Here is a 26,262-nt window from a genome sequence, read left to right on the forward strand (position 1 = left end):
GCAACCGGTCGAGCCGCAGCGCTGTCGGCATCTCCAGCCCGAGCTGGAGTTCGAGAGCGGTGGTGTTTTCCGGTCTGTCCCCAAGCACCTCCTTATGAACGGCGGCTTCGGGAAATTCCTCGACGCGCCCGATCCTGCTTCGCAGTGCGACAATATCGAAGGCATGGCGACGCGCCAGGGCCGGGTCGTTGCTTTCGAGCGCCTGCAGCAGCGCAGGCTCAATGTTGCGGCGATAGCATCGCTCCAGAATGCCGAAATTCCAGGAATTGTCGCAATCGACGCAGCGGTAGATCAACCACGCATCGATGCGTTTGCCATTGGCGTTGACGCGGAATTTCCCGCTGCTGTGGTACGCCTTCAGGCCACTGCAGCGATTGCAGTTGATGTGAGGTCGAGGCGCGGTTTTGGGTGCGATCGCCCAGCGGATACGCAGTATCGAGAACATGCCGAAAAGCCCTTCCCGTCGGGAAGTTCGTCAGATCGGCGATGTCGAGATGCCCATGCGGGCACGGCGTGGCGAGAGGCTGCGGTGGTCGGAAATCAGGTGTCGCGGGTGATTGTGCGCGACAGCGGTTCAGCAGTGCCAAACCGGTCTCGAACCGCCACCCTGAGGAACACATGATATGAAACAGACGCCGCGAAAAGCGGCGCCATGCATTGTGTCGGGGGAGTTGACGAGACCGGCGGTTACGTAGGCAAAGTGAAGCTCAAAAATGTGTCGGGACGAAACTTCTAGCTGCGACGCGTCGGGTCGACAAGCCCCTTCTATTATCGATGCTACCGCCGCGGGGGCACTTGCGCTAATATCGAGCAATCAACGTCCCAAGCAAAGATCCCGGTCATGCACTTCACCTCGCTTCTGATCTTCGCCGCCGCCCTTTTCGTCGCCGCTGGCTCGCCCGGCCCGTCGATTGCCGCTCTGGTGGCGCGGGTCATCGCAAAGGGCTTTCGCGACGTGTTCCCGTTCCTGCTCGCCATGTGGATCGGTGAGGGCATCTGGCTGTCGCTGGCGGTGTTCGGACTGGCGGTGGTGGCGCAGACCTTCCATCTTGCCTTCGTCGTGCTGAAATGGGTCGGCGTCGCCTATCTCGCCTACCTCGCCTGGAAGATGTGGACTGCCCCGGTCGAGGCGCGTGAGGGCGAGATGCCGCGCGAGGAGTCGGCCATCAAACTGTTCTTTGCCGGGATGGCGGTGACACTCGGCAATCCCAAGATCATGATGTTCTATCTGGCGCTGCTGCCGACCATCATCGATCTCGCCTCGGTGACGGTCGTCGGCTGGGTCGAGCTGACGCTGACCATGGCCGTGGTTCTGGTCGCCATCGATCTCGCCTGGGTGCTCGCGGCGGCGCAGGCGCGAAAGCTGTTGAAGAGCAAGCGGGCGATGAAGATCGCCAACCGCGTCAGCGCTGGCACCATGGCCGGCGCTGCGGCGGCGATCGCGGCGCGGTCCTGAGCCGGCGCGTCAACTCATTTCGATGATCGGCGCGATCTCGACGCTGAAACCCGGGTCCGTCAGGATAGGACAATCCTTGGCTTTGGCGACGGCATCGTCGATGTCTTTCGCTTCGATGATTGTATAGCCGGCGGTCGGATTGCTGCCGCCATTGTTCTCGACCTTGCCGCCGGGCAGCACGGTCTTCGACATGCCGACCGGATTGCCGCCGTCGACAACGGCCGAGCCAAGCTTGCCGTACCAGCCGTTCCAGGCATCCATCGCTGCTTTCCGCTCGGCCTCGTCGGTCGGCATCTTGCCCGAGCCGTGATAGACGTAGAGAAACTTCGCCATGGTCTCCTCCCTTGATCGCGGCATCGAACCGGCATGCGGTCACGCCGCAGGAGCGATCATCGGACCAAACCGGCAAAGACGCAACGAGAATGCGCGATAGCTAATATACAGATGACTCGCACATCACCGCGCCATCGCGTGGTATTCATCGTTCGGCCGCATGTCGACTGCCGCTGCCACCCGGTTCGACATGTTGAAGAAGGCGGCGGTCGAGGCGATGTCCCAGATGTCGCGGTCGGAAAAGCCAGCTTCACGCAGCGCTGCCCGGTCGGCTTCGACGATCTTCGCCGGCTGCTCGGTCAGCTTCACCGCGAATTCGAGCATCGCCTTCTGTCTCGCGGAAAGATCGGCGGCGCGGAAATTCATCACCATCATCTCGCCGAAGGCCGGGTCCCCTGAAAGCTGGCGCACCGCCGCGCCATGGGCGGCGAGGCAATAATAGCAGTGGTTGATGGAGGAGACGGCCACAGCGATCATCTCGCGCTCCAGCTTCGACAGGCCGGATTGGCCCAGCATCAACTCGTTGTACATGTCGGTGAAGGCACGCAGCTTCGTCTCGTCGAAGGCGTAGGCCAAAAGCACATTGGGAACGAGGCCGAGCTTCTCCTCGCATTTGGCGAAATAGGCTTTTGTCGCTTCGCTCCGCTCCGCGGGTGCGAGATCGAGTGCAGTGATTTTGTCAGTCATGGCGGATTTTCTCCTTATTTTCGGTGACCCACCGGCGAATTCCGACATTTCGTCGCAAGCCGTCAAACCTTTGTCGCCAAGTACCGGTCATCTGCTACCATAGTTGCAAAACATATGACGGGAGGGATTAGCGACATGGCCGGCCTGAAATCCGCAAGCCAGTTGAAAAAGTTGAGCACGGCCAAGGGCAGCGAAAAGCCCGGCAGGCTTGCCGATTACCTGCTGGCCCGCGCGCCGGCCGAAGATGTCGCCGCCTATGATGTCGCCGACCTCGAGCGCGCCGCCGATCTCGCCGGCCGCGCCGTCGCCAGGCACAAAAAGGGCGATTGCGTCGTCGCCATAGAGGTCGATTCCGGTGTCGTCCGCCAGGGCAGGCCGATGACCGTGATCACCGTCGTCAACGACAACATGCCGTTCCTGTTCGATTCCATCCTCGGCGAGATCTCCGAGAGCGCTGGCGAGCCGCTGCTGGTTACCCATCCGGTCATCGTCGTCAGGCACGGCAAGAGCGGCGTCGACGAAATCCTCGGCGATGGTGGCTTTGCCAAGGGCGATCACAGCCATGAACGCTTGAGCGTCATCCACGTCCATATCGGCCGTCTTTCGGCCGAGCAGGCCGAGGCATTGGCCGGACGGCTGAAGAAAATATTGGACCAGGTGCGCGCCGCTGTCACCGACTGGAAGCCGATGCTGGCCCGCCTCGACCAGGCAATCTCGGAGTTCCGCTACGCTCCGGTGCCGCTCGACAAGGCCCACGTCACCGAAGCGATCGCCCTCCTCGAATGGTTGCGCGACGACAACTTCACCTTTCTCGGCATGCGCGAGTTCAAATACACCGGCGGCGAGAAGAGCGGCACGCTGGAGCGCACCGAAAAGCCTGGCCTCGGCATCCTCTCCGATCCCGACGTGCTGGTGCTGCGGCGCGGCACCGAAGCGGTGACGACGACGCCGGAAATCCGCGCCTTCCTGCATGGGCCGGAACCGCTGATCGTCACCAAGGCCAACGCCAAATCATCGGTGCACCGCCGCATCTATCTCGATTACATCGGCGTCAAGACCTACACCGCCAAGGGCGTGCTCTCGGGCGAGCTGCGCATCGTCGGCCTGTTCACCTCGACGGCCTATACGCGCTCGGTGATGAAAATCCCCTATCTCAGGTCGAAAGCCGAAACCATCATCGCCAAATCCGGTTTCAACCCTGAAGATCACTCCGGCAAGGCACTGATCAACGTGCTGGAGAGCTATCCGCGCGACGAGCTGTTCCAGGTTCCGGTGCCGGTCCTGCGCAAGCACGCCGAAGCGCTTCTGGGGCTGATCGAGCGGCCGCGCGTCAGAGCGCTGGTGCGCGTCGATCAGTTCGACCGCTTCGTCTCGATCCTCGTCTTCGTGCCGCGCGACCGCTACGACAGCATCGTGCGCGAGAAGATCGGCACCTATCTGAAGACGGTGTTCGAAGGCCGGCTGTCGGCCTACTATCCCGCCTTTCCGGAAGGCGGACTGGCGCGCGTCCATTTCATCATCGGCCGTTCCGGCGGCAGAACGCCGAAGGTCGACCAGGCGACGATCGAGGCAGCGATCCGCGCCATCGTGCGGACCTGGGACGACATTCTGCGCGAGACCGCGGCCGAGACCGGCGCCGATGCGACGCTCACGGCGATCGCCGCGCGCTTCTCGGGAAGCTATCGCGACAGCTTCTCGCCGGCTGAGGCGTTGGCCGATGCCGGACGCATCGCCAGGATCAGCGCGGCCAATCCGATCGCCATCGACTACTACCGTCATGCCGCTCAGGAACCGCATCAGGCGGCGCTGAAGATCTATCACCATGGCAGCCCGGTGGCGCTGTCGCGACGGGTGCCGGTGCTGGAGAACATCGGTTTCCGCGTTATCAGCGAGCGCACCTTCGAGGTCGGCGACGATGCTTCCGGCATGATCAATAGTGATCAGCCGGGCATGATCAATAGTGATCAGCCGGGCATGGTCTTCATCCACGACATGGAACTCGAAAACAGCTACGGCAAGCCGATCGACCTTGGCGACCGCGGCGCGCTGTTCGAGGACGCGTTCCTTTCCGTCTGGCGCGGCGACATCGACAATGACGGCTATAACGGCCTTGCCCAGACCGCCGGCCTGTGGTCGGGCGAGGTCACCATCCTGCGTGCCTATGGCCGCTATCTGCAGCAGGCCGGGATCCCGCAGAGCCAGGATTTCATTGCCGCCGCGCTCAACCGCTATCCGGAAATCGCGCGTGGCCTGCACGAGCTGTTCGTTACCCGCCTCGGACCGACCGCCGAGACGGAAGGGTTGGTCGCGGCCAAGCACCTCAAGGCCAAGATCAGGGATGCGTTGGAGGAGGTTCCCAACATCGATGACGACACCATCATCCGTCGCTACCTCAACCTGATCGAAGCCTCGCTACGCACCAATCATTTCGTCCCCGATATGAAAGAGAAGGGCCAGTCGCTGGCGATCAAGCTCGATTCGCAGGCGGTCGACGGCCTGCCGGCGCCGCGGCCGTGGCGGGAGATCTTCGTCTACGGTTCCGAGGTCGAGGGCGTGCACCTGCGCTTCGGCCCGGTCGCCCGCGGCGGTCTGCGTTGGTCGGACCGCGCCCAGGACTATCGCACCGAGGTGCTCGGCTTGGTCAAGGCGCAGCAGGTCAAGAATGCGGTAATCGTGCCGGTTGGCGCCAAGGGCGGCTTCTATCCGAAGAAGTTGCCGATGGGCGCCGGCCGCGACGCCATCTTCGAAGCCGGCGCGTCCGCCTACAAGAATTACGTCTCCAGCCTGTTGTCGATCACCGACAATATCGGCATCGACGAGGTTATCCCGCCTGCCGGTGTGATCAGGCGCGACGAGGACGATCCCTATTTCGTCGTCGCCGCCGACAAGGGCACGGCGACCTTCTCCGACACCGCCAATGCCATCAGCGAGAAGCATGGCTTCTGGCTCGACGACGCCTTCGCCAGCGGCGGCTCGGCCGGCTACGACCATAAAAAGATGGGCATCACCGCCAAGGGCGCCTGGGAAGCGGTCAAGCGGCATTTCCGCGAGATGAACCGCGATATCCAGACCACACCCTTCACCGTTGTCGGCGTCGGCGACATGTCGGGCGACGTGTTCGGCAACGGCATGCTCCTGTCCGAGAAGACCCGGCTGATCGCCGCCTTCGACCATCGCGACATCTTCATTGATCCCGATCCCGACATGGCGGCTTCGATGGCCGAGCGCCGGCGCATGTTCGCGCTCGCTCGTTCGAGCTGGCAGGACTACGACAAGACAAAACTGTCCGAAGGCGGCGTCATCGTCTCGCGCAGCCAGAAGTCGATCACGCTGCCGCCGGCCGCAGCCGCGGCGATCGGTCTCGGCAAGACGACCGCCTCGCCGGTCGAGATCATGAACGCCATCCTCAAGGCGCCGGTCGACCTTTTATGGTTCGGCGGCATCGGCACGTATCTGAGGGCATCGACGGAAACCAACCAGGATGTCGGCGATCGCGCCAACGATGCTATTCGGGTGACCGCGCTCGACGTGTGCGCCAAGGTCATCGGCGAGGGCGCCAATCTCGGCGTGACGCAGCGGGCCCGCATCGAGTTCGGGCTGAATGGCGGGCGCTGCAATTCCGACGCCATCGACAATTCGGGCGGCGTCAACTGCTCCGATGTCGAGGTCAACATCAAGATCGCGCTGGCTTCCGCCATGCGCAAGGGGGCGCTTACCCGCCCGGTGCGCAACAAGCTGCTTGCCGAGATGACCGACGAGGTAAGCGCGCTGGTGCTGTCCAACAATTACGAGCAGACGCTGGCGCTGTCCCTTGCCCGCAAGCGCGGCCTCGCCGACATGGCCCATCAGAGCCGCTTCATGGCAGCGCTCGAGGCGCGCGGCCTGCTCGACCGCGCGGTGGAGACGCTGCCGTCGCCGGCAGCTCTTGCCGAGCGTGAGGCGCGCGGTGAGCCGTTGACCAGGGCCGAGCTCGGCGTGCTGTTGGCCTATGCCAAGATCGTGCTGTTTTCCGACATCGTCGCCAGCGACGTGCCGGACGATCTGCATTTCGACCGTGACCTGATGGGTTATTTTCCGGACCGTATGGCGAAGAAATACGCGGCCGAGATCCACGGCCATCGCCTGCGTCGCGAAATCATCGCCCGTGTCGTCGCCAACGACCTGGTCAATCGTGGCGGCCCATCCTTCGTCAACAGGCTGCAGGAAGCGACCGGCCGCAGCGCGGCCGACGTGGTCCGGACCTTCGCCTTGGTGCGCGACGGCTTCGGATTGCCGGCGCTCTATCGCCAGATCGACGCGCTCGACAATCAGATCGACGGACAGGTGCAGCTCGACCTCTATCAGACCGTTAGCCGGCTTATCTATGTGGCCAGCGGCTGGTATCTCAAGAACGATACCGGCACCGCACCGCTCGGCCAAAGGATCGCCGAATTGCAGGACGCGCGCAAGGCACTGGAGCCGAAGCTCGTTTCGCTGCTGCCGGCCTTCTCGCGCGAGTGGATCGAGGAGCGGCGGCATGGTCTAGCCAAGGGCGGCGCGCCCGAAAGGCTTGCCGAACAACTGGCGCTGACCGATGTGGCAGGCGTCGTCCCTGACATCGCGCTGACGGCCCGAACGGCGAATGCCGACATCGTCGTCGCCGCGAAGGCGTTTTTCGCTGTCAGCGATGCGTTCCGCATTCCGCGTGTCGAGGACGCAGCGCGCTCGATCGCGCCATCCGACTACTACGATCAATTGGCTCTCTCCCGCGCCACCGACACGATCGGCGCGGCCAGGCGCGGCATCGCGGTGGCGGCGCTGACCGGTCATGCCGAGGCGGCGGACCCGGTGGCGGCATGGCTGGAGGTGGGCGGGGAACGGGTCGCGCGTATCCGCGAGCGGCTGCAGGCGCTGACCGAGGGCGGCGACATCACCGTGTCGCGGTTGTCGGTGGCATCGGGCCTGATCAGCGATCTGACGGGGATGTGAGAAGTCTTCCACATCGCGCGGGATTGCCGGCAAAAACTGCGCTATAGAGCGAAGCGGCGACCGCTCCGGGGCGCCGTTTGCGGGAGGGGATATGGCCGAAATAGCAGTGCAGCGGGCATCGGGACGCGGCATCTGGGGGTGGATGCTGTTCGACTGGGCGGCGCAGCCGTTCTTCACGGTCATCACCACCTTCATCTTCGGACCCTATTTCGTTTCGCGCATGGCGAGCGATCCGGCCACGGGCCTGGCGGTGTGGGGTTACGGTATCGCCGCGGCGGGTCTGGCCATCGCCGTGCTGTCGCCGATCCTCGGATCGATCGCCGACCAGACCGGCCCGCGAAAGCCGTGGATCGCGTTCTTCGCGGCGGTCAAGATCACCAGTCTTTGCCTGCTATGGTTCGCCGCGCCGGGCTCAAATCTGTTCCTAATCGCGGCTTTGTTTTCGCTGGCTTCGGTCGCGGCGGAATTCTCGACCGTTTTCAACGATTCGATGATGCCGCGCCTGGTGCCCAAGAGCGAAATCGGCCGAATCTCAAACATGGCCTGGGGTCTTGGTTATCTCGGCGGCATGATCGCGCTGATCTTCGTCGTCGCCTTCATGGCGGGTTCGCCGGAGACCGGCAAGACGATCATCGGCCTCGACCCGCTCTTCGGCCTCGATCCGAAGCTCGGCGAGGACGCGCGCGCCACCGGGCCACTGTCGGCGGCTTGGTATTTTCTATTCATCCTGCCGATGTTCTTCTTCACACCCGACGCCGTCAAAGGCCTTCCAATCAGGCCTGCTGTGCGCGAAGGCCTGTCGGAATTGAAATCGACGCTGGCCGAGGTACGTCAGCGCAGCGGTATCTTCCGCTTCCTCGTCGCGCGCATGATCTATCAGGACGGCGTCAACGCGCTACTCGCGCTGGGCGCACCCTTTGCCGCGAAGATGTTCCACTGGTCGATCACTGAGGTCGGCCTGTTCGGCATCATCCTCAACGTCGTCGCCATCGTCGGCTGCCTGGTTGCCGCACGCCTCGACGTGGCGATCGGCTCCAAAGCCATTGTGATGATTTCACTTGTATTGCTCAGCGTCGCCACGATTGGCATTGTGTCGACTGGGCCGGGCTTCACGCTGCTCGGCCTCATACAGCTCTCTACTGCCGATTCGGGCGGCCTGTTCGGCACGGCAGCGGAGAAAGCCTACATCCTTTACGGGCTCTTGATCGGGCTGGCCTTCGGGCCGGTGCAGGCGTCGTCGCGGTCCTACATGGCGCGTAGCGTTACCGCGGCAGAGTCGGGCCGCTATTTCGGCATCTACGCGCTGGCCGGGCGGGCGACCAGTTTTTTGGCGCCGTTCATGGTGGCAACGATCGGTTTGGTCAGCGGCTCGGATCGGCTCGGCATGGCGGCTATCATCCTGTTCCTCGGCGTCGGCCTGGCGATCCTGATCCGCACGCCGTATCCGGCAGACCAGCCGGCGGAGTAGGGGCGCCTTTCCCTTCTCCCCTTGTGGGAGAAGGTGGATCGGCGCGTAGCGCCGAGACGGATGAGGGGTGTTGGAAGAAACTCAACGTGAAACATCAAGGGATTTGAATCGCTTACGTCTTCGTCGCAGCGATCCTGCCAGCACCCCTCATCCGACCGAGCTTCGCTCGGCCACCTTCTCCCAGAAGGGAAGAAGGGCTCAATGCCGGAAATGCCTGACGCCCGTAAACACCATGGCGATGCCGTGCGCGTCGGCGGCGGCGATGACATCGTCGTCGCGCATTGAGCCGCCCGGCTGGATGACGGCGGTGGCGCCGGCTTCGATCGCTGACAGGAGCCCGTCGGCGAAGGGGAAGAAGGCATCGGAGGCGACGACAGACCCTTTGGTCAGCGGCTCGGCCATGCCGGCAGCCTCGGCTGCGTCGAGCGCTTTGCGCGCCGCGATGCGCGAGGAATCGACCCGGCTCATCTGGCCGGCGCCGATGCCGACGGTGGCGCCCTCTCTGACATAGACGATGGCGTTCGACTTGACGTGCTTTGCGACGCGGAAGGCGAATTTGAGATCGGCCATTTCGGCCGGCGTCGGCGCGCGCCTGGTCACCACTTTCAGGTCCAGATCATCGACCACCGCATTGTCGCGGCCCTGGACGAGCAATCCGCCGGAAACGGATTTCACGGTGGTGCCGGCCGAGCGCGGATCGGGCAGGCCGCCGGTGACAAGCAAGCGTAGATTCTTCTTGGCGGCGACGATGCGGATAGCTTCTTCCGAGGCGCCCGGCGCGATGATGACCTCGGTGAAGGTTTTCACGATCTCCTCGGCGGCCTCGGCATCGAGAATACGGTTCATCGCGACAATGCCGCCAAAGGCCGAGACCGGATCGCAGGCAAGCGCCTTGGCGTAGGCCGCCTTCAGCGAAGTGCCCTCGGCGACGCCGCACGGGTTGGCATGCTTGATGATGGCGACGGTGGCGGAGCGGGCCGGATCGAACTCGCCGACCAGCTCGAAGGCGGCGTCGGTGTCGTTGATGTTGTTGTAGGAAAGCTGCTTGCCCTGAAGCTGGCGCGCCGTCGCGACGCCCGGCCGCTTGTCGCCATCGATGTAGAAGCCGGCGCCCTGATGCGGGTTCTCGCCGTAGCGCATCACCTGGTCCAGCCTGCCGCCGAAGGCACGCCAGGTGGGATGCTCGATCTCCAGCGCCTCGGCGAACCAGCCGGAGATCGCCGCATCATAGCTGGCAGTGCGGGCAAAGGCCTTGGCCGCCAGCTTCTTGCGGAAATCCAGCGAGAGCGAGCCGAAATTCATCTCCAGAGCGTTGAGCACCGAGGCATAGTCCTCGGGATCGGTGACGATGGCGACATAAGCGTGGTTCTTGGCCGAAGCGCGGATCATCGCCGGGCCGCCTATGTCGATGTTCTCGACAATCGAGGCGTAAGCGGCGCCGGAGCGGCGGACATCCTCGAAAGGGTAGAGATTGGAGACGACGAGATCGATAGGCTCGATGCCATGATCGCGCATCGCCGCCGCGTGTTCGGGATCGTCGCGCACGCCAAGCAGCGCGCCATGCACCGACGGATGCAGCGTCTTGACGCGGCCGTCCATGATCTCTGGAAAGCCGGTAAGCTCAGAGACGTCGCGGACGGCCATGCCTGCCTCAGCGATCGCCTTCGCCGTGCCGCCGGTGGAGACCAGCTCGACACCGGCCGCGGCCAGCGCCCGCGCGAGATCGAGGAGCCCGGTCTTGTCGAAAACGGAGAGCAGCGCGCGACGCACGGGAACGAGATCGGGCGCGGGAATGTTCTTGGCGGCGACGGCCATGGGCTGGCGGCCTTTCACGGCTGGTTGGGAAAGTGTCTGCGCGCCGTAGCACATGAGACCTGGAAATCAAACTGCGAGGCTAGCCGCAGTCTCAGCTTTTTTCCGGATGACCGGCGATGACCGTTCGCGTCAGTTGCCAATGGACTTCGGAAACCTCCGACGCCCTAAAGGCCAGCACGATCTGCCGGCTGCGGCGCGGGCCGCCAAGGCCGGCGAAATAGATGGATTCCTCGACCTCGGGCGCCACCTCGGTACAGGTGAACACCCAGGTGTCGGCCTGGTCAGCGGCCAGCACCAGGCGGTCGTGCTCGTCCTGAAGCATGCCTATGTCGGGATGGATGTGGAAGCGCACCGTGACGAAATCGCGGCCATTGTTGCGGATCGCGGCATTGCCGGGCCGCTGAAAACGGTCCCTGCCGGCGAGCACGTTGCCGTTCGTCGACAATTTCAGCTCGCGCTCATGCAGCAAGCCGAAGCGCGCGACATAGCCGTCGTGACGGGCCAGGAAACCCTGGCTGCCCGGCTGGTCGGTGCGTTTGCAAGGCACATGCTGCGGGCCGCCGATCAACGGCGTGCCGAGGAGATCGTTGACGCGCAGCGAATGGCTGAAACGCGCCGACGAGGTGTCGTTGATGGTGGCGGTCGAGTGGGCGGCCGTGGCGCGGGCAAGCGGCCTGAATTCGGCGGCGCCATAGGTGTCGACGCCAGCGTTGACGACATAATGCTGGCGGCCAGACGACAGCTCGAAGGCCAGGCATCCGGCGTGCGCCGCGTTGGAAACGTCGATGGGCGGTGGCAGGCCGGTATCGGCGACCACGGTGACGCCGCCCATGGAGAGGCGTTCGTAGCCCGAATGTGGCGCGTGCAGCAACGGCGCGCCGGCGGTGTCGTCGTGGCGCAGAATGGTGGCGATGCGGTCGTGGATGGTCGCGCCCATGCCGTTGAAGCGGGCGAGGCTGCCGTCCTGGTGGCGAAAGAAGCGCAGCGCTGGCAGCATACGGTCGATGGCGCCCATCAGCGCCGCCGGCGGCGTCTCGGCTTGATTGGCATAAGTCTGGCGCAACGGCAGAAGGTCGGCGAGGATTTCAAGCACGGTCATCGGATTGCGGGAAATATGGCCGCCATCCGGCAGAATCTGACGGTCAAGCTCTTCGGCCAGGTTGCGGGTCGCGCCGCGCAAAGCCGATGCCGGCGCCGGTAGCGACAAAGCGGCAAAGGCAAGCGCGATGCGGGCGCGCAGCCTGTCCTTGCCGTCCGGCATCTCGCGTGCCATCGCCCTGAGATAGCGGATCTGCACGGCCAGCGATTTCAGGAATGCCCGGTAAAAGGGAAATTCAGCGCCCTGCAGCACCACCGAGGAATGCTGCAGCCAGGCGATGACGCGCTTGGCCGTCGTGCCGGGCTCCCAGGCGACACCGGAAATTTGGCTGCCGTGGATAGTGATCCAGTCGGAGACCAGCGCGCGCGCGTTGGCGGCGGCAAGCTCGGTGCCGGCGGCACGCATGTGGCGCAGCCAGCGAAAACCGTGCAGGGCCTTTTGCCATCCGGGATTGGGCACGGCGATCTGGAAGGGCGATTTGCCGCCAGTCTCGACCAGATGTCCCGACAGCGGATAGCGGCCATAGTAGATCTCCAGCGCGATCTGGGGGTCGGCCAGGCGCAGGTCCGGCGGAGCGATCAAAACGCGTTCCGGCGTGCGGCCGGAGTAGCGCCAGCGATAGACTGGCCCGGCGCGCAGGCGCCGGCGCGTCTTGCGCCAAAACTCCTTCGCGACAAGCGTCCATAGACGTGTCGTGCTGCCGGCAGCGATCGCCAAAAGCCCTCCTCATCGCCTCAACCCGAAGACAAGATTATATGATTCAAGAACTTATGCGAAGGCGAATTCAATGGAACCCTTGGAGTTCAGCCTGTTTTCTGCAGGATTCTCCCTAAAATAGTCGTCAAATTTTTAGCATTAGCCGGCTCTGCGCATCCGGGCGGCGAAGAAGCCGTCTAGGCCGGACCGTTCCGGTGAGCCGAGATCGAGATCGGCGGGCGTGGTGCGCAGCGTGCCTTGCGGCGTCAGGAACGGATCGATGCCGGCGATCTCTCCCGGGCGGAGCGGATCGTCGACGATATCAGCCGTCCCGGCGAGGAACGCGCGGTGAAGCGCCTCGCCTTCGAGCGGGTCGAGCGAACAGTTGGAAAAGACGATGCGCCCGCCGGGCCTGACCAGGGTGACGGCGCGGGCGAGTAGCCTTCGCTGCAGATCGGCGAGCTTTTCGACGTCGGCCGCGGTCTTCGTCCAAGGCACGTCGGGATGCCGCCGCACCGTGCCGGTCGAAGAGCAGGGCGCGTCGAGGAGGACGGCGTCGAACAGTTCCTTCGGCTCATATTTGAGCAGATCGGCCTGAACGATCTCTGCGGACAGGCCGAGCCGCTCGAGATTCTGCGAGAGCCGCGCCAACCGGTTTTTTGAGGAATCGATCGCGGTGACCTTGGCGCCGCCAAGTATCAGCTGGGCGGTCTTGCCGCCTGGGGCGGCACAGAGATCGGCGACGCGCAAACCCTTTATGTCGCCGAAGAGCCGGGCCGGAAGGCTTGCCGCGGCATCCTGAACCCACCAGGCGCCATCTTCGAAGCCTGGCAACTCGGTGACGGAGGCGCTGAGCTTTTCCACCCGCACTGTGCCAGTCGGCAGCGCGATGCCGCCAAGCCGCTCGGCCCACAACGCGGGATCGGACTTGACGGTGAAATCGACCGGCGCCTCGTGCCGATGAGCGGCGAGAATCTGCCTGGCCTTGTCGACGCCATAGGCGGCCTTCAGCCGGTCGGAAAACCATTTCGGCGCTTCATCGGTGGCGGCAAGCGCTGCAGCCAGCTCGGCCTGCTTGGACCGCGCCAGCGTGCGCAGCACGCCGTTGACGAGACCAGAGAAGCGCACCGTGCGCGGATCGGACTTGGCGTGGGTCACGGCAAGGTCGACGGCGGCGCTGTCGGGAATGTCGAGGAACAGGATCTGTGCAGCCGCCACATGCAGAATATGCGAAAGCGCGGTGGCATTGGGCGGCAGCGGCTTTTCCAGGCGGCGGGCCAGCAGCCCCGATATGGTCATGCGGAAGCGCAGCGCGGTGACCAGTATGGCGCGCACCAGCGCCCGGTCGCGCAGATCCAGCGCCTTGTATTGCGGATGGCCGTTCTCATGGTCTGTCAGCCCGTCAAGCGGCGTCCTCGCGTCGATGACGGCAGCAAGCAGCCGTGCGGCCGCCTTGCGCGCGGCAAGGCCGGCAACGGGCTCGCCGGGGCTCACCGCATTGTTTTCATGATCGCCTGAAATTCGGTGCCGGCGTTTCGCTTCGCTCACGACCACGGACCCTTGGGTCCGGTCGGATTGCGGCCCCAGGGATTGGATTTCGGCCGGGCCGGTTGCGCCGGCGGCTGCTCAGGCTGCTGAGCTGCCTTCTCCCACGGGCCCGAAGGCTGCTGCTCACCGGCCTGCTCTGGAATTGGAGCTTGCGGCCGCGACGGGGCGGATACGCCACCAATCGCCATGTCCCGCGCCATCGCCTGCAGGGCTGCGATGCGGTTATCGGTGTTCGGGTGGGTGGAAAACAGGCTGTCCATGCGCTCGCCGGAAAGAGGATTGATGATGAAGAGGTGGGCGGTCGCCGGATTGCGCTCGGCATCCGGGTTGCGGATGCGTTCGGCGCCACGGGCGATCTTGTCAAGGGCCGAGGCAAGCCAAAGCGGGTTTCCGGCTATTTCGGCGCCGCGCCGGTCGGCCTCGTATTCGCGGGTGCGGCTGACCGCCATCTGCACGATCATGGCGGCGAAGGGCGCCACGATCATCGCCACCAGCACGCCGACAAAGCCGAAGGGATTGTTGCTGTCGCGGTTGCCGCCGAAAAAGAAGGCGAAATTGCCGAGCATCGAGATCGCGCCGGCAAGCGTGGCGACGATCGTCATGGTCAGCGTGTCGCGGTGCTGCACATGGGCGAGCTCGTGCGCCATCACCGCGGCGACTTCTTCAGGCGACAGTTGCTGCAACAGTCCGGTGGTGGCGGCGACCGCGGCGTTCTGCGGGTTGCGGCCGGTGGCGAAGGCGTTGGGCTGCGGGTTGTCGATCAGATAGGTTTTCGGCATCGGCAGGCCGGCCTGACTGGCGAGGCTCTGCACGATGGCGTAATATTCCGGCGCATTCCTTTCGTCGACCTCGACCGCGCGGTGCATCGACAGCACCATCTTGTCGGCGTTCCAATAGCTGAACAGGTTCATGCCGGCGGCAATCAGCAAGGCGATCACCATGCCGCCCGATCCGCCGATCAGATAGCCGACGCCCATGAACAGCGCGGTCATCGCGGCCAAAAGCATGGCGGTGCGAAGTGTGTTCATCGTCTGCTCCGTTTCTGCCGGCGCTGCGTAAAAGGGGTCGATCCTTGTCGGCTCATCGCTATATGATGGGAAACGCTTGGCCCTGTTTCAATCCGGGAATATCGCATGATCGACGAAACCAGTAAAACAGGCAAAACCGGTAATACAAATGCCGGCCCCGGTCACAGTGCGCTGCAAAAGACGCTGACGCCGGCAGCCCGCCGCGCCTTGGCGGAAGCGGAAGCACGGCGCGAACACTACCGCCAGCAGGAAGCCGCGATGCCCCGGGAGATCGGCGGTCGTGGCGGCAAGGAGCCCGGCCGCTATGGCGATTGGGAGGTCAAGGGCCTGACCAGCGATTTCTAGGCACGACCCTGATACTTGAGGCTTAGCAGACCTCGGCGGCGCGCTCCGGCTCGAGGGCGATCCAGCCGCGGTCGTCAACAGCGATGCCGATCGCGTCGTAACCGGCGATTGCGGCATGCGGCGTTTGCAGCGGATGCTGGTGCGTGGCGCTGATCACCATGACCGCAGCACCTGCCGCCTCGGCCGCCGATATTCCGGCGGGCGCATCTTCGAAAACGAGGCAGTCGCGCGCATCGACGCCCAGCCGCTCGGCCGCCAGCCGGAAGCAATCGGGCGCCGGCTTGCCGTGGGAAACGTCCTCGGCCGCGACAAGGACAGCGGGAAGCGGGATGCCGGCGGCCGCGATGCGCAGGAGAGCCAGCTCGCGCGGCGCAGAGGTGACGATGGCCCAGCGCTCGGGCGGCAGCGACGCCAGAAACGCCGCGGCGCCGGCGATCGGAAGGATGCCGTCGATATCGGCCACCTCGGCCTTCAGAAGCGCATCGGCTTCGCGCATCGGGTCGACGCCTGGAAGCGCCAGCCGAGCTATGGTCTCAATCGCCCGCACGCCGTGGATCGTCGGCAGGAATGCAGCAACGTCGAGACCTTGCCGGTGTGCCCAATCTGCCCATACCCTTTCTGCCGCGGCAATCGAATTGACCACTGTGCCGTCCATGTCGAACAGGAAGGCTGCGAATTTTTTGCCTGCGAACATCTGCTATCCCGGGAGGTTGTTTCGGAGAGATCAAAGCCTGTCGATCGACCGTAACGTCGCGTCGGCTGCATGGGAAGGCGCGAGGCCGCGTTTTCGACAATGCCAGGGAACCACGGCGAGCCGTCTCGCGTTCACCAGACTGTCTTCCGCGATGCTCAAAAAGGGGTGGAACCGCGATGCTGATTCGGCTCGGCTACGAAATCGCCATCGACTGTGCGGAAGCCACCCCGGTGATTTCGCTGCTCGAGATCCACAAGGAGCGGCAGGCAGACATCAAGCGGCAGACGCGCGTGCTGACCTCGCCGGCCGTCCCAACCAGGCTCTATCACGACCTTTATGGCAACACCTGCCGTCGCTTCACGGCGCCTGGCGGCGGCTTTCGCATTCTCTACGACGCCGTCGTCGAGGACAGCGGCGAGGCCGACGAGGTCAACCTACTGGCCAGGGAAGTGCCGGTGGCGGAGTTGCCCGACGACGTGCTCTGCTATCTGCTCGGCAGCCGCTATTGCGAGACCGACCACCTCGGCGGATTGGCCTGGCAGGTTTTCGGCCCTGTTCCATCCGGTTGGGCGCGGGTGCAGGCGATCGTCGACTATGTCCACAACCGTCTGTCGTTCGGCTACGGCTATGCGCGCCCGACACGCACGGCGGCGCAGGCGCATGAAGAGCGCGTCGGCGTCTGCCGCGACTTCGCTCATCTGGCGATCACGCTCTGCCGCTGCATGAACATCCCCGCCCGCTATGTGAACGGTTATCTCGGCGACATCGGCGTGCCGCTCGACCCGGCACCGATGGATTTTTCGGCGTGGCTGGAAGTGTTCCTCGATGGCAAATGGTACACGTTCGACCCCCGCCACAACATGCCGAGGATCGGCCGCATCGTCATCGCGCGCGGCCGCGACGCGACAGACGTGCCGCTGCTGCACAGTTTCGGCCCGCACCGGCTTGGGCTGTTCAAGGTCTGGACCTACGAGCAGGAAAGCAACTTGTTCAACCCGCCCCATCGCGGCGTCGACAGGACCGTCAGCGCGCAGATGCTGGCATAGAAGCGCAGGCGAACGGCGTGCGTCCCATTCTAATCGTCATCTGAGCTGTGGCCGTCTTATGGGTCTGATACGCCTGATCCGCTTCGGCACAGCCGGCCTGTGCCGGATCGGGATCGAGTTCTTGTGCTCCACGGCAGATGGCGGGATCTTGGTAAACGCTTCGTAAACGAAACTGCCGCAGCGGCTTGTCGTTTACCGGTTGTTCACCCTGTTGCGTTCCCAAACCAAGCAGAAACAACGGTTTGACAATGAGCCGTTGGCTGTTGGTCCCTTGGCGGCGCCATCCGGCCGGATTCCTGCAATGCGCCTTCACGCGGCTTCGAGGTCGCGGCGAATGGAGGCGGAAGCATGCGGCATTTTGGGGGTCTTGTTGACGCGATCGGCGGCTTCGCCAGGGATCGCAGCGGAAATTTCGCGGTTCTGTTCGGCATCGTCGCTTCGGTTCTGACGCTGGGCGCCGGCTTTGCCGTCAACGTTTCCCAGCTCTACAACGCCAAGTCGAGCCTGCAAGGCGTGGTCGATGCGGCGGTGACCTCGACGGCACGCGACCTGACGACCGGCGTCATCAAGGAGGCCGACGCCAACGCATCGGTGCAGTTGTTCCTTGACGCCAACAGCGAGGCAGGCATCCTGCAGGCCGACCAGATCGTCCTCGACAAACTGACGGTCGACAGGACCGCCAACACGGTCCAGGCGGACGTCCACGTCGACGTCGGATTTTATTTCCCGCTTTTCGGCATGAGTGACGTGAAACGCGTCGAAGCGTCGACGACAGCGCTCTATTCGGACAAGCAGATCGAAGTGGCGATGATGCTCGACGTGACCGGATCGATGGCGGCCAGCTGGTATAAGAACACCGACAAAATTGGCGACCTGCGAACTGCGGCTTCGAAGGCCGTGACCGATCTGCTCAAATGGAACCGTGACGAGAACGATCCCCGCATACGCATCGCGATCGTTCCCTACGCCGAAGCCGTCAATACAGGCGGTCTGGCCGGCACGGTTTTCGTCGAGACGGAACATGGGCCAGAGGTACCGCCGCCCACCGATGCGCCGGTCTCGGTCTCTTCCGCGACCCCTGCCGAGGACGAATGCGCCACCGAGCGCAAGGACAAGGATGGCTATGCCGACTATTCGTCTGACGGGCCTTACACGCCGCGCGTGGACAACAACGGTAAAACCTATCTGGCCAAAGTGAATCGGGACTACGATATGCGCAATTGCCCGTTGGCCGCGCTCGTCCCCCTGACGGCCGACGAAGACAAGCTGCTCAAGACCATCGACGATTTCACCGCTGCAGGCGTGACGGCCGGCGGCATCGCCGCGCAGTGGGGTTATTACATGCTTTCGCCATCGTGGCGCTCGGCGATAGCCGATGCCGGGCTGGGTGCCGGTCCCGCCAATTTCGACAAAAGGAGGGTGGCCAAGATCGCCATTCTGATGACCGACGGCCTATTCAATACGGCTTTTGCCAAGGGGCGCGGCGCGCCCAACTGGCAGGGTCAGGGCCAGACCTCGCGAAGCAATGCCGAAGCCATCTGCGGCAACATGAAGCGCGATGGGATCGAGGTATTCACGATCGGCTTCGATCTGAACGACCCGACCATGACGGTGAACGAGAGGGACCAGGCGAAGAGCGTGCTCAAGAACTGCTCTACCGCGGACACGTCTTCGCTGAAACACTATTACGAGGCCGCCACGGGCCCGGAGCTAACCGACGCCTTCAGCGAGATCACCCGAAACATCGAGAAACTCACCATCAAACGCTGAAGTGCCCCGCACAGACGGATGAACGTTCGTAGAAAAGGAATTGCGGACAAGGAAAAGGCCGCCGCTTCTTTCGAAGCCGGCGGCCTTCCGTGTTTCCGTCCATGGCGCGGCCCATGGCGGCGACGTTTTACGTCGCCAGCCGCGCATCTCGCGCCTTAACGGGAAGACTGCTTCCCGAAAGTGCAATCCGCTGAGGCCACGTTCTGGAAAACGAAATCACTCGACATCGGATCACCTCCTTTCGATTTGTTGAACACGCCCTCATGATGGGGTGTCGATCCGCAAATGGCAAGGCGCCATGGTGAAAATGCCGTGCGAGCTTGTCGCTAGCGGCTTGCGACTATCCGATCGGACAGGCAAAGTCGGCGCCGGACCGCCAGCGTGCTGAGCATGAGAGGATGGGAATGGAGGCAGCCGACAAGGCAGCACGGATTGTTCGAACGGCTATCGAAACGCTGAAGCCGGGTTTCGCGGTCAGGCTGTGGACCGGCGAGCGGATCGGGCCGGTCACCGGCCCTGTGCTCACCATCAATGACCAGGACATCGTCTGGCAGGTGATCCGCCGGCCGTCCCTTTCGACGCTGATCGAAATGTGGATTTCCAAGACAATCGACGTGGAAGGCGGATCGCTGTTCGATTTCTACGCCCTGCCTTCGCAAGGCAAGCTCAGGACGAAGCTAAAGACATTGCCGAAACTCGCGATCTTGCGCGACTTGCCGGCCGTGCTGTTTTCGAGAAAGCAGATGGCGGCGCGGACCAACCTTTCCGGGCGCAACCCCTTCGTCAGCGGGTCGAACAGGCAAGCGATCCAGCACCACTACGACATTTCGAACGCCTTCTACCGCCTCTTCCTCGATGAACGCATGGTCTATAGCTGCGGCTATTTCACCGATTTCGCCAACGGAATCGACCAGGCGCAGAAAGACAAGCTCGACCACATCTGCCGCAAGCTCCGGCTGAAGCCGGGCGAAAGGCTGCTCGACATCGGCTGCGGCTGGGGAGCCATGCTCATCCATGCCGCGAAAAATTACGGTGTCGTCGGCCACGGCGTCTCGCTGTCGGAAGCCCAGACCCAGCTAGCCCGCGAGCGCGTCCGCGCCGAGGGGCTGGAGGATCGCATCACCATCGAGATAAAATCCTACGCCGAGCTGTCCGGCTCCTTCGACAAGATCTCGTCGATCGGCATGTTCGAGCATCTGGGGCTCGCCAACCACGCGGCCTATTTCTCGACCATCCATCGCCTGCTCAAGCCGGGCGGCATCTATCTGCATCACGCCATCACCCGGCGCGACAAGGGCAGCATCAAGAAGACCTTGCGCAAAGGCCCGGAATTCAAGGCGCTGATCAAATACATCTTTCCCGGCGGCGAGCTCGACACGATCGGGATGACGCTCGGCAATCTCGAAGCGCACGGCTTCCTCGTCTACGATGTCGAGAATTTGCGCGAGCACTACGCCCGCACCTGCCGCCTGTGGGCCGAGCGCCTGCACGCACGCTTCGAAGAAGCGATCGCCGAGGTCGGCGAAGCCAAGGCGCGCCTCTGGCTGCTTTATCTCACCGGCTGTTCAATCACTTTCGAACGCGCCTCGGCGCAGATTTTCCAGACCGTCGTCACCAAGCGGGCGCGGGGTCCAAGCGGTCTGCCGCCGACGCGAGCGGATTTGTATCGATGATCAGCACACATGTTGCGTTCTGCCGCGATCCTTCGCGCCCCCCTCTGTCCTGCCGGACATCTCCCCCACAAGGAGGGAGATTGGCCGTCACCACGGCTTTCGCCAATCGCCGGCGTGGTATTCTGGGCGCGGCGCCCGAACTGCCGATCTCCCCCCAAGTGGGGGAGATGTCCGGCAGGACAGAGGGGGGCGCTGTCCCGCCCTCATCTCAAATGTTCTGCACCGCCTAAACGAACCGCATCATCTCTCGACACGGGCCGGCCGGTCGACCAAGCAGTAGACGCCGAGATTTGCGCACGTAGTGGCGGTTGCTGCCTGCATCAAGCCCTTTTGTTTTGCCGGTTGGCGACGAGGTCGTCGACGACCGCCGGATCGGCCAGCGTCGAGGTATCGCCGAGCGCGGCGAAATCGTCCTCGGCGATCTTGCGCAGGATGCGCCGCATGATCTTGCCCGAACGGGTCTTCGGCAGGCCGGGAGCGAACTGGATCTTGTCGGGCGTGGCGATGGCGCCGATGTCTTTGCGGACATGGGCGACAAGTTCCTTGCGCAGCTCCTCGCTCGGCTTCTCGCCTGCCATCAGCGTGACGTAACAGTAGATGCCCTGGCCCTTGATGTCGTGCGGATAGCCGACGACGGCAGCTTCCGAGACTTTCTCGTGCGAAACCAGCGCGGATTCGACCTCGGCCGTGCCCATGCGGTGGCCGGAGACATTGATGACGTCGTCGACGCGGCCGGTGATCCAGTAGTAGCCATCGGCGTCGCGGCGGCAGCCGTCGCCGGTAAAGTATTTGCCCTTATAGCTCGAAAAATAGGTCTGTTCGAAACGCTCGTGGTCGCCATAGACGGTGCGCATCTGGCCTGGCCATGAATCGGCGATGCAGAGGTTGCCGCTGGCAACACCTTCCAGCACCTTGCCGTCGCCGTCCACCAGTTCCGGCTTCACGCCGAAGAACGGCCGCGTCGCGGAACCTGCCTTAAGGTGGGTGGCGCCGGGCAGAGGCGTGATCAGGATGCCGCCCGTCTCGGTCTGCCACCATGTGTCGACGATCGGCACCTTGCCGTTGCCGACGACGTTGAAATACCACTCCCAGGCCTCCGGATTGATCGGCTCGCCGACCGTGCCGAGCACACGCAGCGACTTTCGCGACGTCCTGGCGACATGGGCGTCGCCGGCGCCCATCAGCGCGCGCAACGCCGTCGGCGCGGTGTAGAAGATATTGACCTTGTGTTTGTCGATGACCTCCCAGAAGCGGGACTGCGACGGGTAGTTCGGCACGCCTTCGAACATCAGTGTGGTGGCGCCGTTGGCGAGCGGCCCGTAGACGATATAGCTGTGGCCGGTGACCCAGCCGACATCGGCCGTGCACCAGTAGATGTCGCCGTCATGATAGTCGAAGACATGTTGGTGGGTCATCGAGACATAGACGAGATAGCCCGCCGTGGTGTGCAGCACGCCCTTCGGCTTGCCGGTCGAACCCGACGTGTAAAGGATGAACAGCGGGTCCTCGGCCTTCATCTTCTCCGGCTTGCATTCCGCCTTAACCGTCGCGACCTCGTCGTGGTACCAGACGTCGCGTCCGGCCACCCAGCCGGTCTTGCCGCCGGTGCGGCGCACCACCACGACCTTCTCGACTTTCGTTCCGGCCTTGGCGGCGATCTCGATCGCCTTGTCGGTATTATCCTTCAACGGGATCGGCTTGCCGCCGCGCAGGCCCTCGTCGGCGGTGATGACGAAGGTCGACTTGCAGTCGTCGATGCGGCCGGCCAGCGCGTCCGGAGAGAAGCCGCCGAAGACCACCGAATGGATGGCGCCGATGCGCGTGCAGGCGAGCATCGCATAGGCGGCTTCCGGGATCATCGGCATGTAGATGGTGACGCGGTCGCCCTTCTTGACGCCGTGCTTCTTCATCACATTGGCGAGCCGGCAGACATGGCCGTAGAGCTCGTTATAGGTGATCTTCCTGTCGTCGTAAGGGTTGTCGCCTTCCCAGATGATGGCGGTCTGGTCGCCGCGCTTCTTCAGATGCCGGTCGATGCAATTCCACGAGACATTGGTCTCGCCGTCCTCGAACCATTTGATCGAGACCTTGCCGTCGAAGGAGGTGTTCTTGACCTTGCTGTAGGGCTTGAACCAGTCGATGCGCTTGCCGTGCTTGCCCCAGAACTTGTCCGGGTTCTTCACGCTGTCGGCATACCATTTCAAATAGGTGTCATTGTCGATCAGCGCATTCTTCTTCCACGCCGGTTGGACGCGATGGACATGAACCTCGGACATTTCTTCACTTTCCTCCCGAAACCAGGCCGCCCGGCTTGACCGCCGTCGGCATCACGGCGAAGCGGCCGCGAATTCGCGCGCATTATTAACAGTTCCGCGGTGACGGCAACATTAGACGTTCGGTTTGATAGAAGATTGGGGATTTGCGCGGCGGGATGCCGCAGAAGCTTGTCTCACTGCTGTCAGCACTCAGGCAGGATCGCTGCTAACTGCATGTTTTTATGTAGTAAACCCGGTCTACGCCACAAAAAATCAATAGACGATTAAGCAAATAGCGCGCACAATTTCGCATTGGGAGGAAAGGAGAATCAACCCAGAGGATCGAAATGCGCGACCAATCCGAAATGGACCTGATGCTTAGGGGATATGGCTTGACCACGGCCAAGATTCTTTATCATTTTCCCGATCATCCGCATCTGCTGCAGAGCTTCATCTGGCAGGACTACGACATCGCTCCGAAATTTCCGGTGCTGATCCGGTTCATCGAGTTCTGGCAGACTAAGCTCGATGGCCCGCTGCATTCGGTGAGCTATACGCACCAGAAGCTGATCGCGCCGAATGAGTGGCACAAAGTCGACGGCGAGTTCGTGCTGCATTAGGGCATGTCGATATTCAGGTGAGGCCGGCCTGCGAATGGCGGTTTCCTGCGCTTCCGGTGCTCACGTACTTTAAGTACGCTCCGCTCCGGTTCTCGGAAGCCACCATTCTCGGCGCGCCCTGACCTGAATCTCAACATGCCCTGTCCCCGGGGCATTTGATGTGTCGAGCGGGGTTAAACCGCGGGCGGGCTGAGCCGGGCAAAGCCTTCCTGACGACGATACGGAAAATACGGATAGGGCGCGGTGACTTCGCTTGCTGCGTCGAGCTTCTTCATCTGGTCTGATGTCAATGACCAACCGACGGCGCCGAGGTTCTGGCGCAGCTGCTGCTCGTTGCGCGCGCCGACAATGACAGAGGCGACGGTCGGCCGCTGCAGCAACCAGTTGATGGCGATCTGCGGCACGGTCTTGCCGGTTTCCTGGGCGACAGTGTCGAGCGCATCGACGACCCGGTAGAGATGTTCGTCATCGACCGGCGGCCCGAAGCTCGCGGTGTCGTGCAACCGGCTTTTTTCCGGCAGCTTCTCGCCGCGGCGGATCTTGCCGGTCAGGCGGCCCCAACCGAGCGGGCTCCACACCAGCGCACCGACACCCTGGTCGAGACCGAGCGGCATCAACTCCCATTCATAGTCGCGCCCGACCAGCGAATAATAGACCTGATGGGCGACGTAGCGCGGGTAGCCATGCTTGTCCGCCAGGCCGAGTGATTTCATCACTTGCCAGCCGGAAAAATTGGACACGCCGACATAGCGCAGCTTGCCGGCGCGCACGAGACTGTCCAGCGTCGACAGCACCTCCTCGATCGGCGTTCCGGCGTCGAAAGCATGCAGTTGCAGCAGGTCGATGTAATTAGTGCCGAGACGCCTGAGCGCGTCCTCAACGGCCTTGATGAGACGCGAACGGGAGGAGCCGGCATCGTTGGGTCCATCACCCATCGGCAGCGAGGTCTTGGTCGAGATCAGTACCGCGTCGCGGCGGCCCTTGATGGCCGCGCCGAGCACTTCTTCGGAGGCGCCGTTCGAATAGACGTCGGCGGTATCGAACAGGTTGACGCCGGCCTCGAGGCAGATATCGATTAGCCGCCGCGCTTCCGTCGCATCGCTGTTGCCCCAGGCGCCGAACAGCGGGCCTGAGCCGCCGAAGGTTCCAGCGCCGAACGAGAGTGCCGGGACCTTCAGGCCCGAGGCGCCTAGACGTCGATAGTCCATGGTTTTGCTCCTTGATGATGTCGGATGAGTTTTTTGAAGAGTGATTGAGGTTTGCCGACCTATGACCGCACGATTTCTGGTGTGGCGAGGACGGTATTTTGGTCGAGGCGAAGCGCCAGTGCCGCCACGGCCAGGGCCGAGAGCGGCAGCAGGGCCGCGACCCAGGTGATGGCGCCGAGGCCGGGACCATGGGCGATGACCATGCCGCCGAGCCAGGCGCCGGCGGCGTTGCCGAGATTGAAGGCGGCGATGTTGAAGGACGAGGCGAGGCTCTGGCCGGCACCTTTCGCTTTCTCCAGCACCCACATCTGCAGCGGCGCCACAGTGGCGAAGGCGGCGGCGCCGAGCAGGCCGACATAGATGACGGCCATTGCCTGGCTGTGCAGGGCGAAGGTCATCGAGCCGAGCACCAGCGCCAGCACGACGAGACTGCCGAGAACCGAAGGCACCAGCCAGCGGTCGGCGAATTTGCCGCCGGCGAGATTGCCGGCGATGAGGCCGCCGCCGAAGACAAGCAGGATCGGCGACACGGCTGCTTCCTCAAAACCGGTGATCTCGGTCAGCAAGGGGGCGATATAGGTGAAGACGGCGAAGACGCCGGCATAGCCAAGCACGGTGGTGGCGAAACCAAGCAGAACCGGCGCGCGGCCGAGCACGGCGAGATCGCCGCGCAGGTCGCTCTTCTCCGGCTCTGTCTGGCTGCGCGGCACCAGCAGGAGAATGATGGCGAAGGCGACGATGCCGACAAGGGTTACAGCCCAGAAGGTCGCCCGCCAGCCGAAGGCCTGGCCGAGCCAGGTGCCGAAGGGCACGCCGAGGATGTTGGCAATGGTCAGGCCGGTGAACATCAGGGCGATCGCCGAGGCCTTCTTGTTGGGCGCTACCAGCCCGGTCGCAACGACGGAGCCGACGCCGAAGAAGGTGCCGTGGGCAAAGGCGGTGAGCACGCGGGCACCCATCAGTGTCCAGTAGTCGGGGGCGAGCGCACAGGCGAGGTTGCCCAGCGTGAAGATCGCCATCAGCGCCAGAAGCACGGTTTTGCGCGGCCAGCGGCCGGTGGCGATGGTCAGCAGCGGCGCGCCGATGACGACGCCCAGCGCATAGCCGGAAATCAGCTGGCCGGCGGCCGAGATCGAGACGCCGAGATCGTTGCTGACGTCGAGCAGCAGGCCCATGATGACGAATTCGGTAACGCCGATGCCGAAGGCACCGGCGGCGAGGGCATAAAGAGCAAGAGGCATGGCGGGTTCCCACTTCGATCGCGGTCGTTTGATGGGACGCCGTGTCTTCCTACGCCCCGACCCGGAAGATCGTGTCGCGATGTGCTGTGAACCAGCCTTGCGCCAGGCACATTGTCTGTGAAATAGGTTCACGAATGGCGAGACCCGACATCAACCGCTCCGGCGAGATCGAAGTGTTCGTCCGCGTCGTCGAGGCGGGCAGCTTTTCGGCCGCCGCTCGGGCGTTGCGGATGACGCCATCGGCGGTGAGCAAGCTGATTGCGCGGCTGGAGGCGCGGCTCGGCGCGCGGCTGATCAGCCGTTCGACACGCA

Annotated in this window: 20 protein-coding genes; 9 read left to right on the plus strand and 11 right to left on the minus strand. The window is 63.5% G+C overall.

Annotated elements, in window-relative coordinates; translation table 11 throughout:
- Nucleotides 1-445 (minus strand): DUF1062 domain-containing protein (locus EOC93_RS22540; RefSeq protein ID WP_127205745.1); only part of this gene is annotated, 445 nt, incomplete at its 3' end.
- A 396-nt stretch (nt 446-841) separates the two neighbouring features.
- Here EOC93_RS22540 and EOC93_RS22545 point away from each other — a divergent pair.
- On the plus strand, nt 842-1,456 hold the full coding sequence (locus EOC93_RS22545; protein ID WP_095487623.1) for a LysE family translocator: 615 nt from the start codon (nt 842-844) through the stop codon (nt 1,454-1,456).
- A 9-nt stretch (nt 1,457-1,465) separates the two neighbouring features.
- Here EOC93_RS22545 and EOC93_RS22550 read toward each other — a convergent pair whose 3' ends face one another.
- A complete protein-coding gene (locus EOC93_RS22550; RefSeq protein ID WP_095487621.1) occupies nt 1,466-1,789 on the minus strand; it encodes a YciI family protein in 324 nt (107 codons plus the stop codon).
- Nucleotides 1,790-1,912: 123 nt separating this feature from the next.
- Complete coding sequence (locus EOC93_RS22555) at nt 1,913-2,476, minus strand: peroxidase-related enzyme (RefSeq protein WP_095487619.1); 564 nt, start codon at nt 2,474-2,476, stop codon at nt 1,913-1,915.
- A 135-nt stretch (nt 2,477-2,611) separates the two neighbouring features.
- Here EOC93_RS22555 and EOC93_RS22560 point away from each other — a divergent pair, with 135 nt between their 5' ends.
- Together EOC93_RS22560 and EOC93_RS22565 are read left to right on the plus strand one after the other, a co-directional pair.
- On the plus strand, nt 2,612-7,444 hold the full coding sequence (locus tag EOC93_RS22560; RefSeq protein ID WP_127205746.1) for an NAD-glutamate dehydrogenase: 4,833 nt from the start codon (nt 2,612-2,614) through the stop codon (nt 7,442-7,444).
- Nucleotides 7,445-7,535: 91 nt separating this feature from the next.
- A complete protein-coding gene (locus tag EOC93_RS22565) occupies nt 7,536-8,912 on the plus strand; it encodes an MFS transporter (RefSeq protein ID WP_127205747.1) in 1,377 nt (458 codons plus the stop codon).
- A gap of 198 nt (nt 8,913-9,110) precedes the next feature.
- On the opposite strand, the gene purH is transcribed toward EOC93_RS22565, so the two are convergent.
- From purH to htpX, 4 genes are all read right to left on the minus strand, one after another.
- Complete coding sequence (purH, locus tag EOC93_RS22570; protein ID WP_127205748.1) at nt 9,111-10,727, minus strand: bifunctional phosphoribosylaminoimidazolecarboxamide formyltransferase/IMP cyclohydrolase; 1,617 nt, start codon at nt 10,725-10,727, stop codon at nt 9,111-9,113.
- Between the two features lie 91 nt (nt 10,728-10,818).
- Nucleotides 10,819-12,543, minus strand: a complete 1,725-nt coding sequence (locus EOC93_RS22575) for a heparinase II/III family protein (RefSeq protein ID WP_095487613.1) — start codon at nt 12,541-12,543, stop codon at nt 10,819-10,821.
- 138 nt (nt 12,544-12,681) lie between these two features.
- Entirely contained in the window at nt 12,682-14,076 is a 1,395-nt protein-coding gene (locus EOC93_RS22580; protein ID WP_164547084.1) for an RsmB/NOP family class I SAM-dependent RNA methyltransferase, read from the minus strand.
- Nucleotides 14,067-15,098: a zinc metalloprotease HtpX gene (gene htpX, locus EOC93_RS22585; protein WP_095487609.1), complete on the minus strand. Its 1,032-nt coding sequence runs from the start codon at nt 15,096-15,098 to the stop codon at nt 14,067-14,069. The genes EOC93_RS22580 and htpX overlap by 10 nt, the downstream gene beginning before the upstream one ends.
- A 105-nt stretch (nt 15,099-15,203) precedes the next feature.
- Between htpX and EOC93_RS22590 the strand changes: the two genes are divergently transcribed.
- A complete protein-coding gene (locus EOC93_RS22590) occupies nt 15,204-15,443 on the plus strand; it encodes a DUF1674 domain-containing protein (RefSeq protein ID WP_164759239.1) in 240 nt (79 codons plus the stop codon).
- 22 nt (nt 15,444-15,465) lie between these two features.
- On the opposite strand, the gene EOC93_RS22595 is transcribed toward EOC93_RS22590, so the two are convergent.
- Nucleotides 15,466-16,137 carry an HAD-IA family hydrolase gene (locus EOC93_RS22595; protein ID WP_095487607.1) on the minus strand — a complete coding sequence of 224 codons (672 nt, stop codon included), beginning with the start codon at nt 16,135-16,137 and terminating at the stop codon, nt 15,466-15,468.
- Between the two features lie 176 nt (nt 16,138-16,313).
- Between EOC93_RS22595 and EOC93_RS22600 the strand changes: the two genes are divergently transcribed.
- The 3 genes from EOC93_RS22600 to EOC93_RS22610 all read left to right on the plus strand — a co-directional run bounded on the left by EOC93_RS22600 (nt 16,314) and on the right by EOC93_RS22610 (nt 20,626).
- The gene (locus tag EOC93_RS22600) at nt 16,314-17,183 is read left to right on the plus strand and encodes a transglutaminase family protein (RefSeq protein ID WP_095487605.1); all 870 of its coding nucleotides are present in this window, start codon (nt 16,314-16,316) and stop codon (nt 17,181-17,183) included.
- Between the two features lie 348 nt (nt 17,184-17,531).
- A complete protein-coding gene (locus EOC93_RS22605) occupies nt 17,532-18,953 on the plus strand; it encodes a pilus assembly protein (protein ID WP_127205749.1) in 1,422 nt (473 codons plus the stop codon).
- 404 nt (nt 18,954-19,357) lie between these two features.
- The gene (locus EOC93_RS22610) at nt 19,358-20,626 is read left to right on the plus strand and encodes a cyclopropane-fatty-acyl-phospholipid synthase family protein (protein WP_127205750.1); all 1,269 of its coding nucleotides are present in this window, start codon (nt 19,358-19,360) and stop codon (nt 20,624-20,626) included.
- 320 nt (nt 20,627-20,946) lie between these two features.
- On the opposite strand, the gene acs is transcribed toward EOC93_RS22610, so the two are convergent.
- Entirely contained in the window at nt 20,947-22,902 is a 1,956-nt protein-coding gene (gene acs, locus EOC93_RS22615; RefSeq protein ID WP_127205751.1) for an acetate--CoA ligase, read from the minus strand.
- Nucleotides 22,903-23,228: 326 nt separating this feature from the next.
- On the opposite strand from acs, the gene EOC93_RS22620 reads away from it, so the two are divergent.
- Nucleotides 23,229-23,501, plus strand: a complete 273-nt coding sequence (locus tag EOC93_RS22620; protein WP_095487597.1) for an usg protein — start codon at nt 23,229-23,231, stop codon at nt 23,499-23,501.
- 173 nt (nt 23,502-23,674) lie between these two features.
- Here the strand turns inward: EOC93_RS22620 and EOC93_RS22625 are convergent, their stop codons facing one another.
- Nucleotides 23,675-24,709: an aldo/keto reductase gene (locus EOC93_RS22625; protein WP_127205752.1), complete on the minus strand. Its 1,035-nt coding sequence runs from the start codon at nt 24,707-24,709 to the stop codon at nt 23,675-23,677.
- A gap of 59 nt (nt 24,710-24,768) precedes the next feature.
- The gene (locus tag EOC93_RS22630; RefSeq protein ID WP_127205753.1) at nt 24,769-25,950 is read right to left on the minus strand and encodes an MFS transporter; all 1,182 of its coding nucleotides are present in this window, start codon (nt 25,948-25,950) and stop codon (nt 24,769-24,771) included.
- A gap of 134 nt (nt 25,951-26,084) precedes the next feature.
- Between EOC93_RS22630 and EOC93_RS22635 the strand changes: the two genes are divergently transcribed.
- The coding region (locus EOC93_RS22635) for a LysR family transcriptional regulator (RefSeq protein ID WP_164759240.1) at nt 26,085-26,262 on the plus strand (178 nt) is incomplete at its 3' end.

The organism is Mesorhizobium sp. M6A.T.Ce.TU.002.03.1.1, from assembly GCF_003997275.1.
In the GTDB taxonomy this organism is placed as follows: Bacteria; Pseudomonadota; Alphaproteobacteria; order Rhizobiales; family Rhizobiaceae; genus Mesorhizobium; species Mesorhizobium mediterraneum.

Bases quoted from the DNA above. Each gene is read 5' to 3' on its own strand.
- EOC93_RS22545 (WP_095487623.1), top strand. From the start codon at position 842: ATGCACTTCACCTCGCTTCTGATCTTCGCCGCCGCCCTTTTCGTCGCC.
- EOC93_RS22550 (WP_095487621.1), bottom strand. From the start codon at position 1,789: ATGGCGAAGTTTCTCTACGTCTATCACGGCTCGGGCAAGATGCCGACC.
- EOC93_RS22555 (WP_095487619.1), bottom strand. From the start codon at position 2,476: ATGACTGACAAAATCACTGCACTCGATCTCGCACCCGCGGAGCGGAGC.
- EOC93_RS22560 (WP_127205746.1), top strand. From the start codon at position 2,612: ATGGCCGGCCTGAAATCCGCAAGCCAGTTGAAAAAGTTGAGCACGGCC.
- EOC93_RS22565 (WP_127205747.1), top strand. From the start codon at position 7,536: ATGGCCGAAATAGCAGTGCAGCGGGCATCGGGACGCGGCATCTGGGGG.
- purH (WP_127205748.1), bottom strand. From the start codon at position 10,727: ATGGCCGTCGCCGCCAAGAACATTCCCGCGCCCGATCTCGTTCCCGTG.
- htpX (WP_095487609.1), bottom strand. From the start codon at position 15,098: ATGAACACACTTCGCACCGCCATGCTTTTGGCCGCGATGACCGCGCTG.
- EOC93_RS22590 (WP_164759239.1), top strand. From the start codon at position 15,204: ATGATCGACGAAACCAGTAAAACAGGCAAAACCGGTAATACAAATGCC.
- EOC93_RS22595 (WP_095487607.1), bottom strand. From the start codon at position 16,137: ATGTTCGCAGGCAAAAAATTCGCAGCCTTCCTGTTCGACATGGACGGC.
- EOC93_RS22600 (WP_095487605.1), top strand. From the start codon at position 16,314: ATGCTGATTCGGCTCGGCTACGAAATCGCCATCGACTGTGCGGAAGCC.
- EOC93_RS22605 (WP_127205749.1), top strand. From the start codon at position 17,532: ATGCGGCATTTTGGGGGTCTTGTTGACGCGATCGGCGGCTTCGCCAGG.
- EOC93_RS22610 (WP_127205750.1), top strand. From the start codon at position 19,358: ATGGAGGCAGCCGACAAGGCAGCACGGATTGTTCGAACGGCTATCGAA.
- acs (WP_127205751.1), bottom strand. From the start codon at position 22,902: ATGTCCGAGGTTCATGTCCATCGCGTCCAACCGGCGTGGAAGAAGAAT.
- EOC93_RS22620 (WP_095487597.1), top strand. From the start codon at position 23,229: ATGCGCGACCAATCCGAAATGGACCTGATGCTTAGGGGATATGGCTTG.
- EOC93_RS22625 (WP_127205752.1), bottom strand. From the start codon at position 24,709: ATGGACTATCGACGTCTAGGCGCCTCGGGCCTGAAGGTCCCGGCACTC.
- EOC93_RS22630 (WP_127205753.1), bottom strand. From the start codon at position 25,950: ATGCCTCTTGCTCTTTATGCCCTCGCCGCCGGTGCCTTCGGCATCGGC.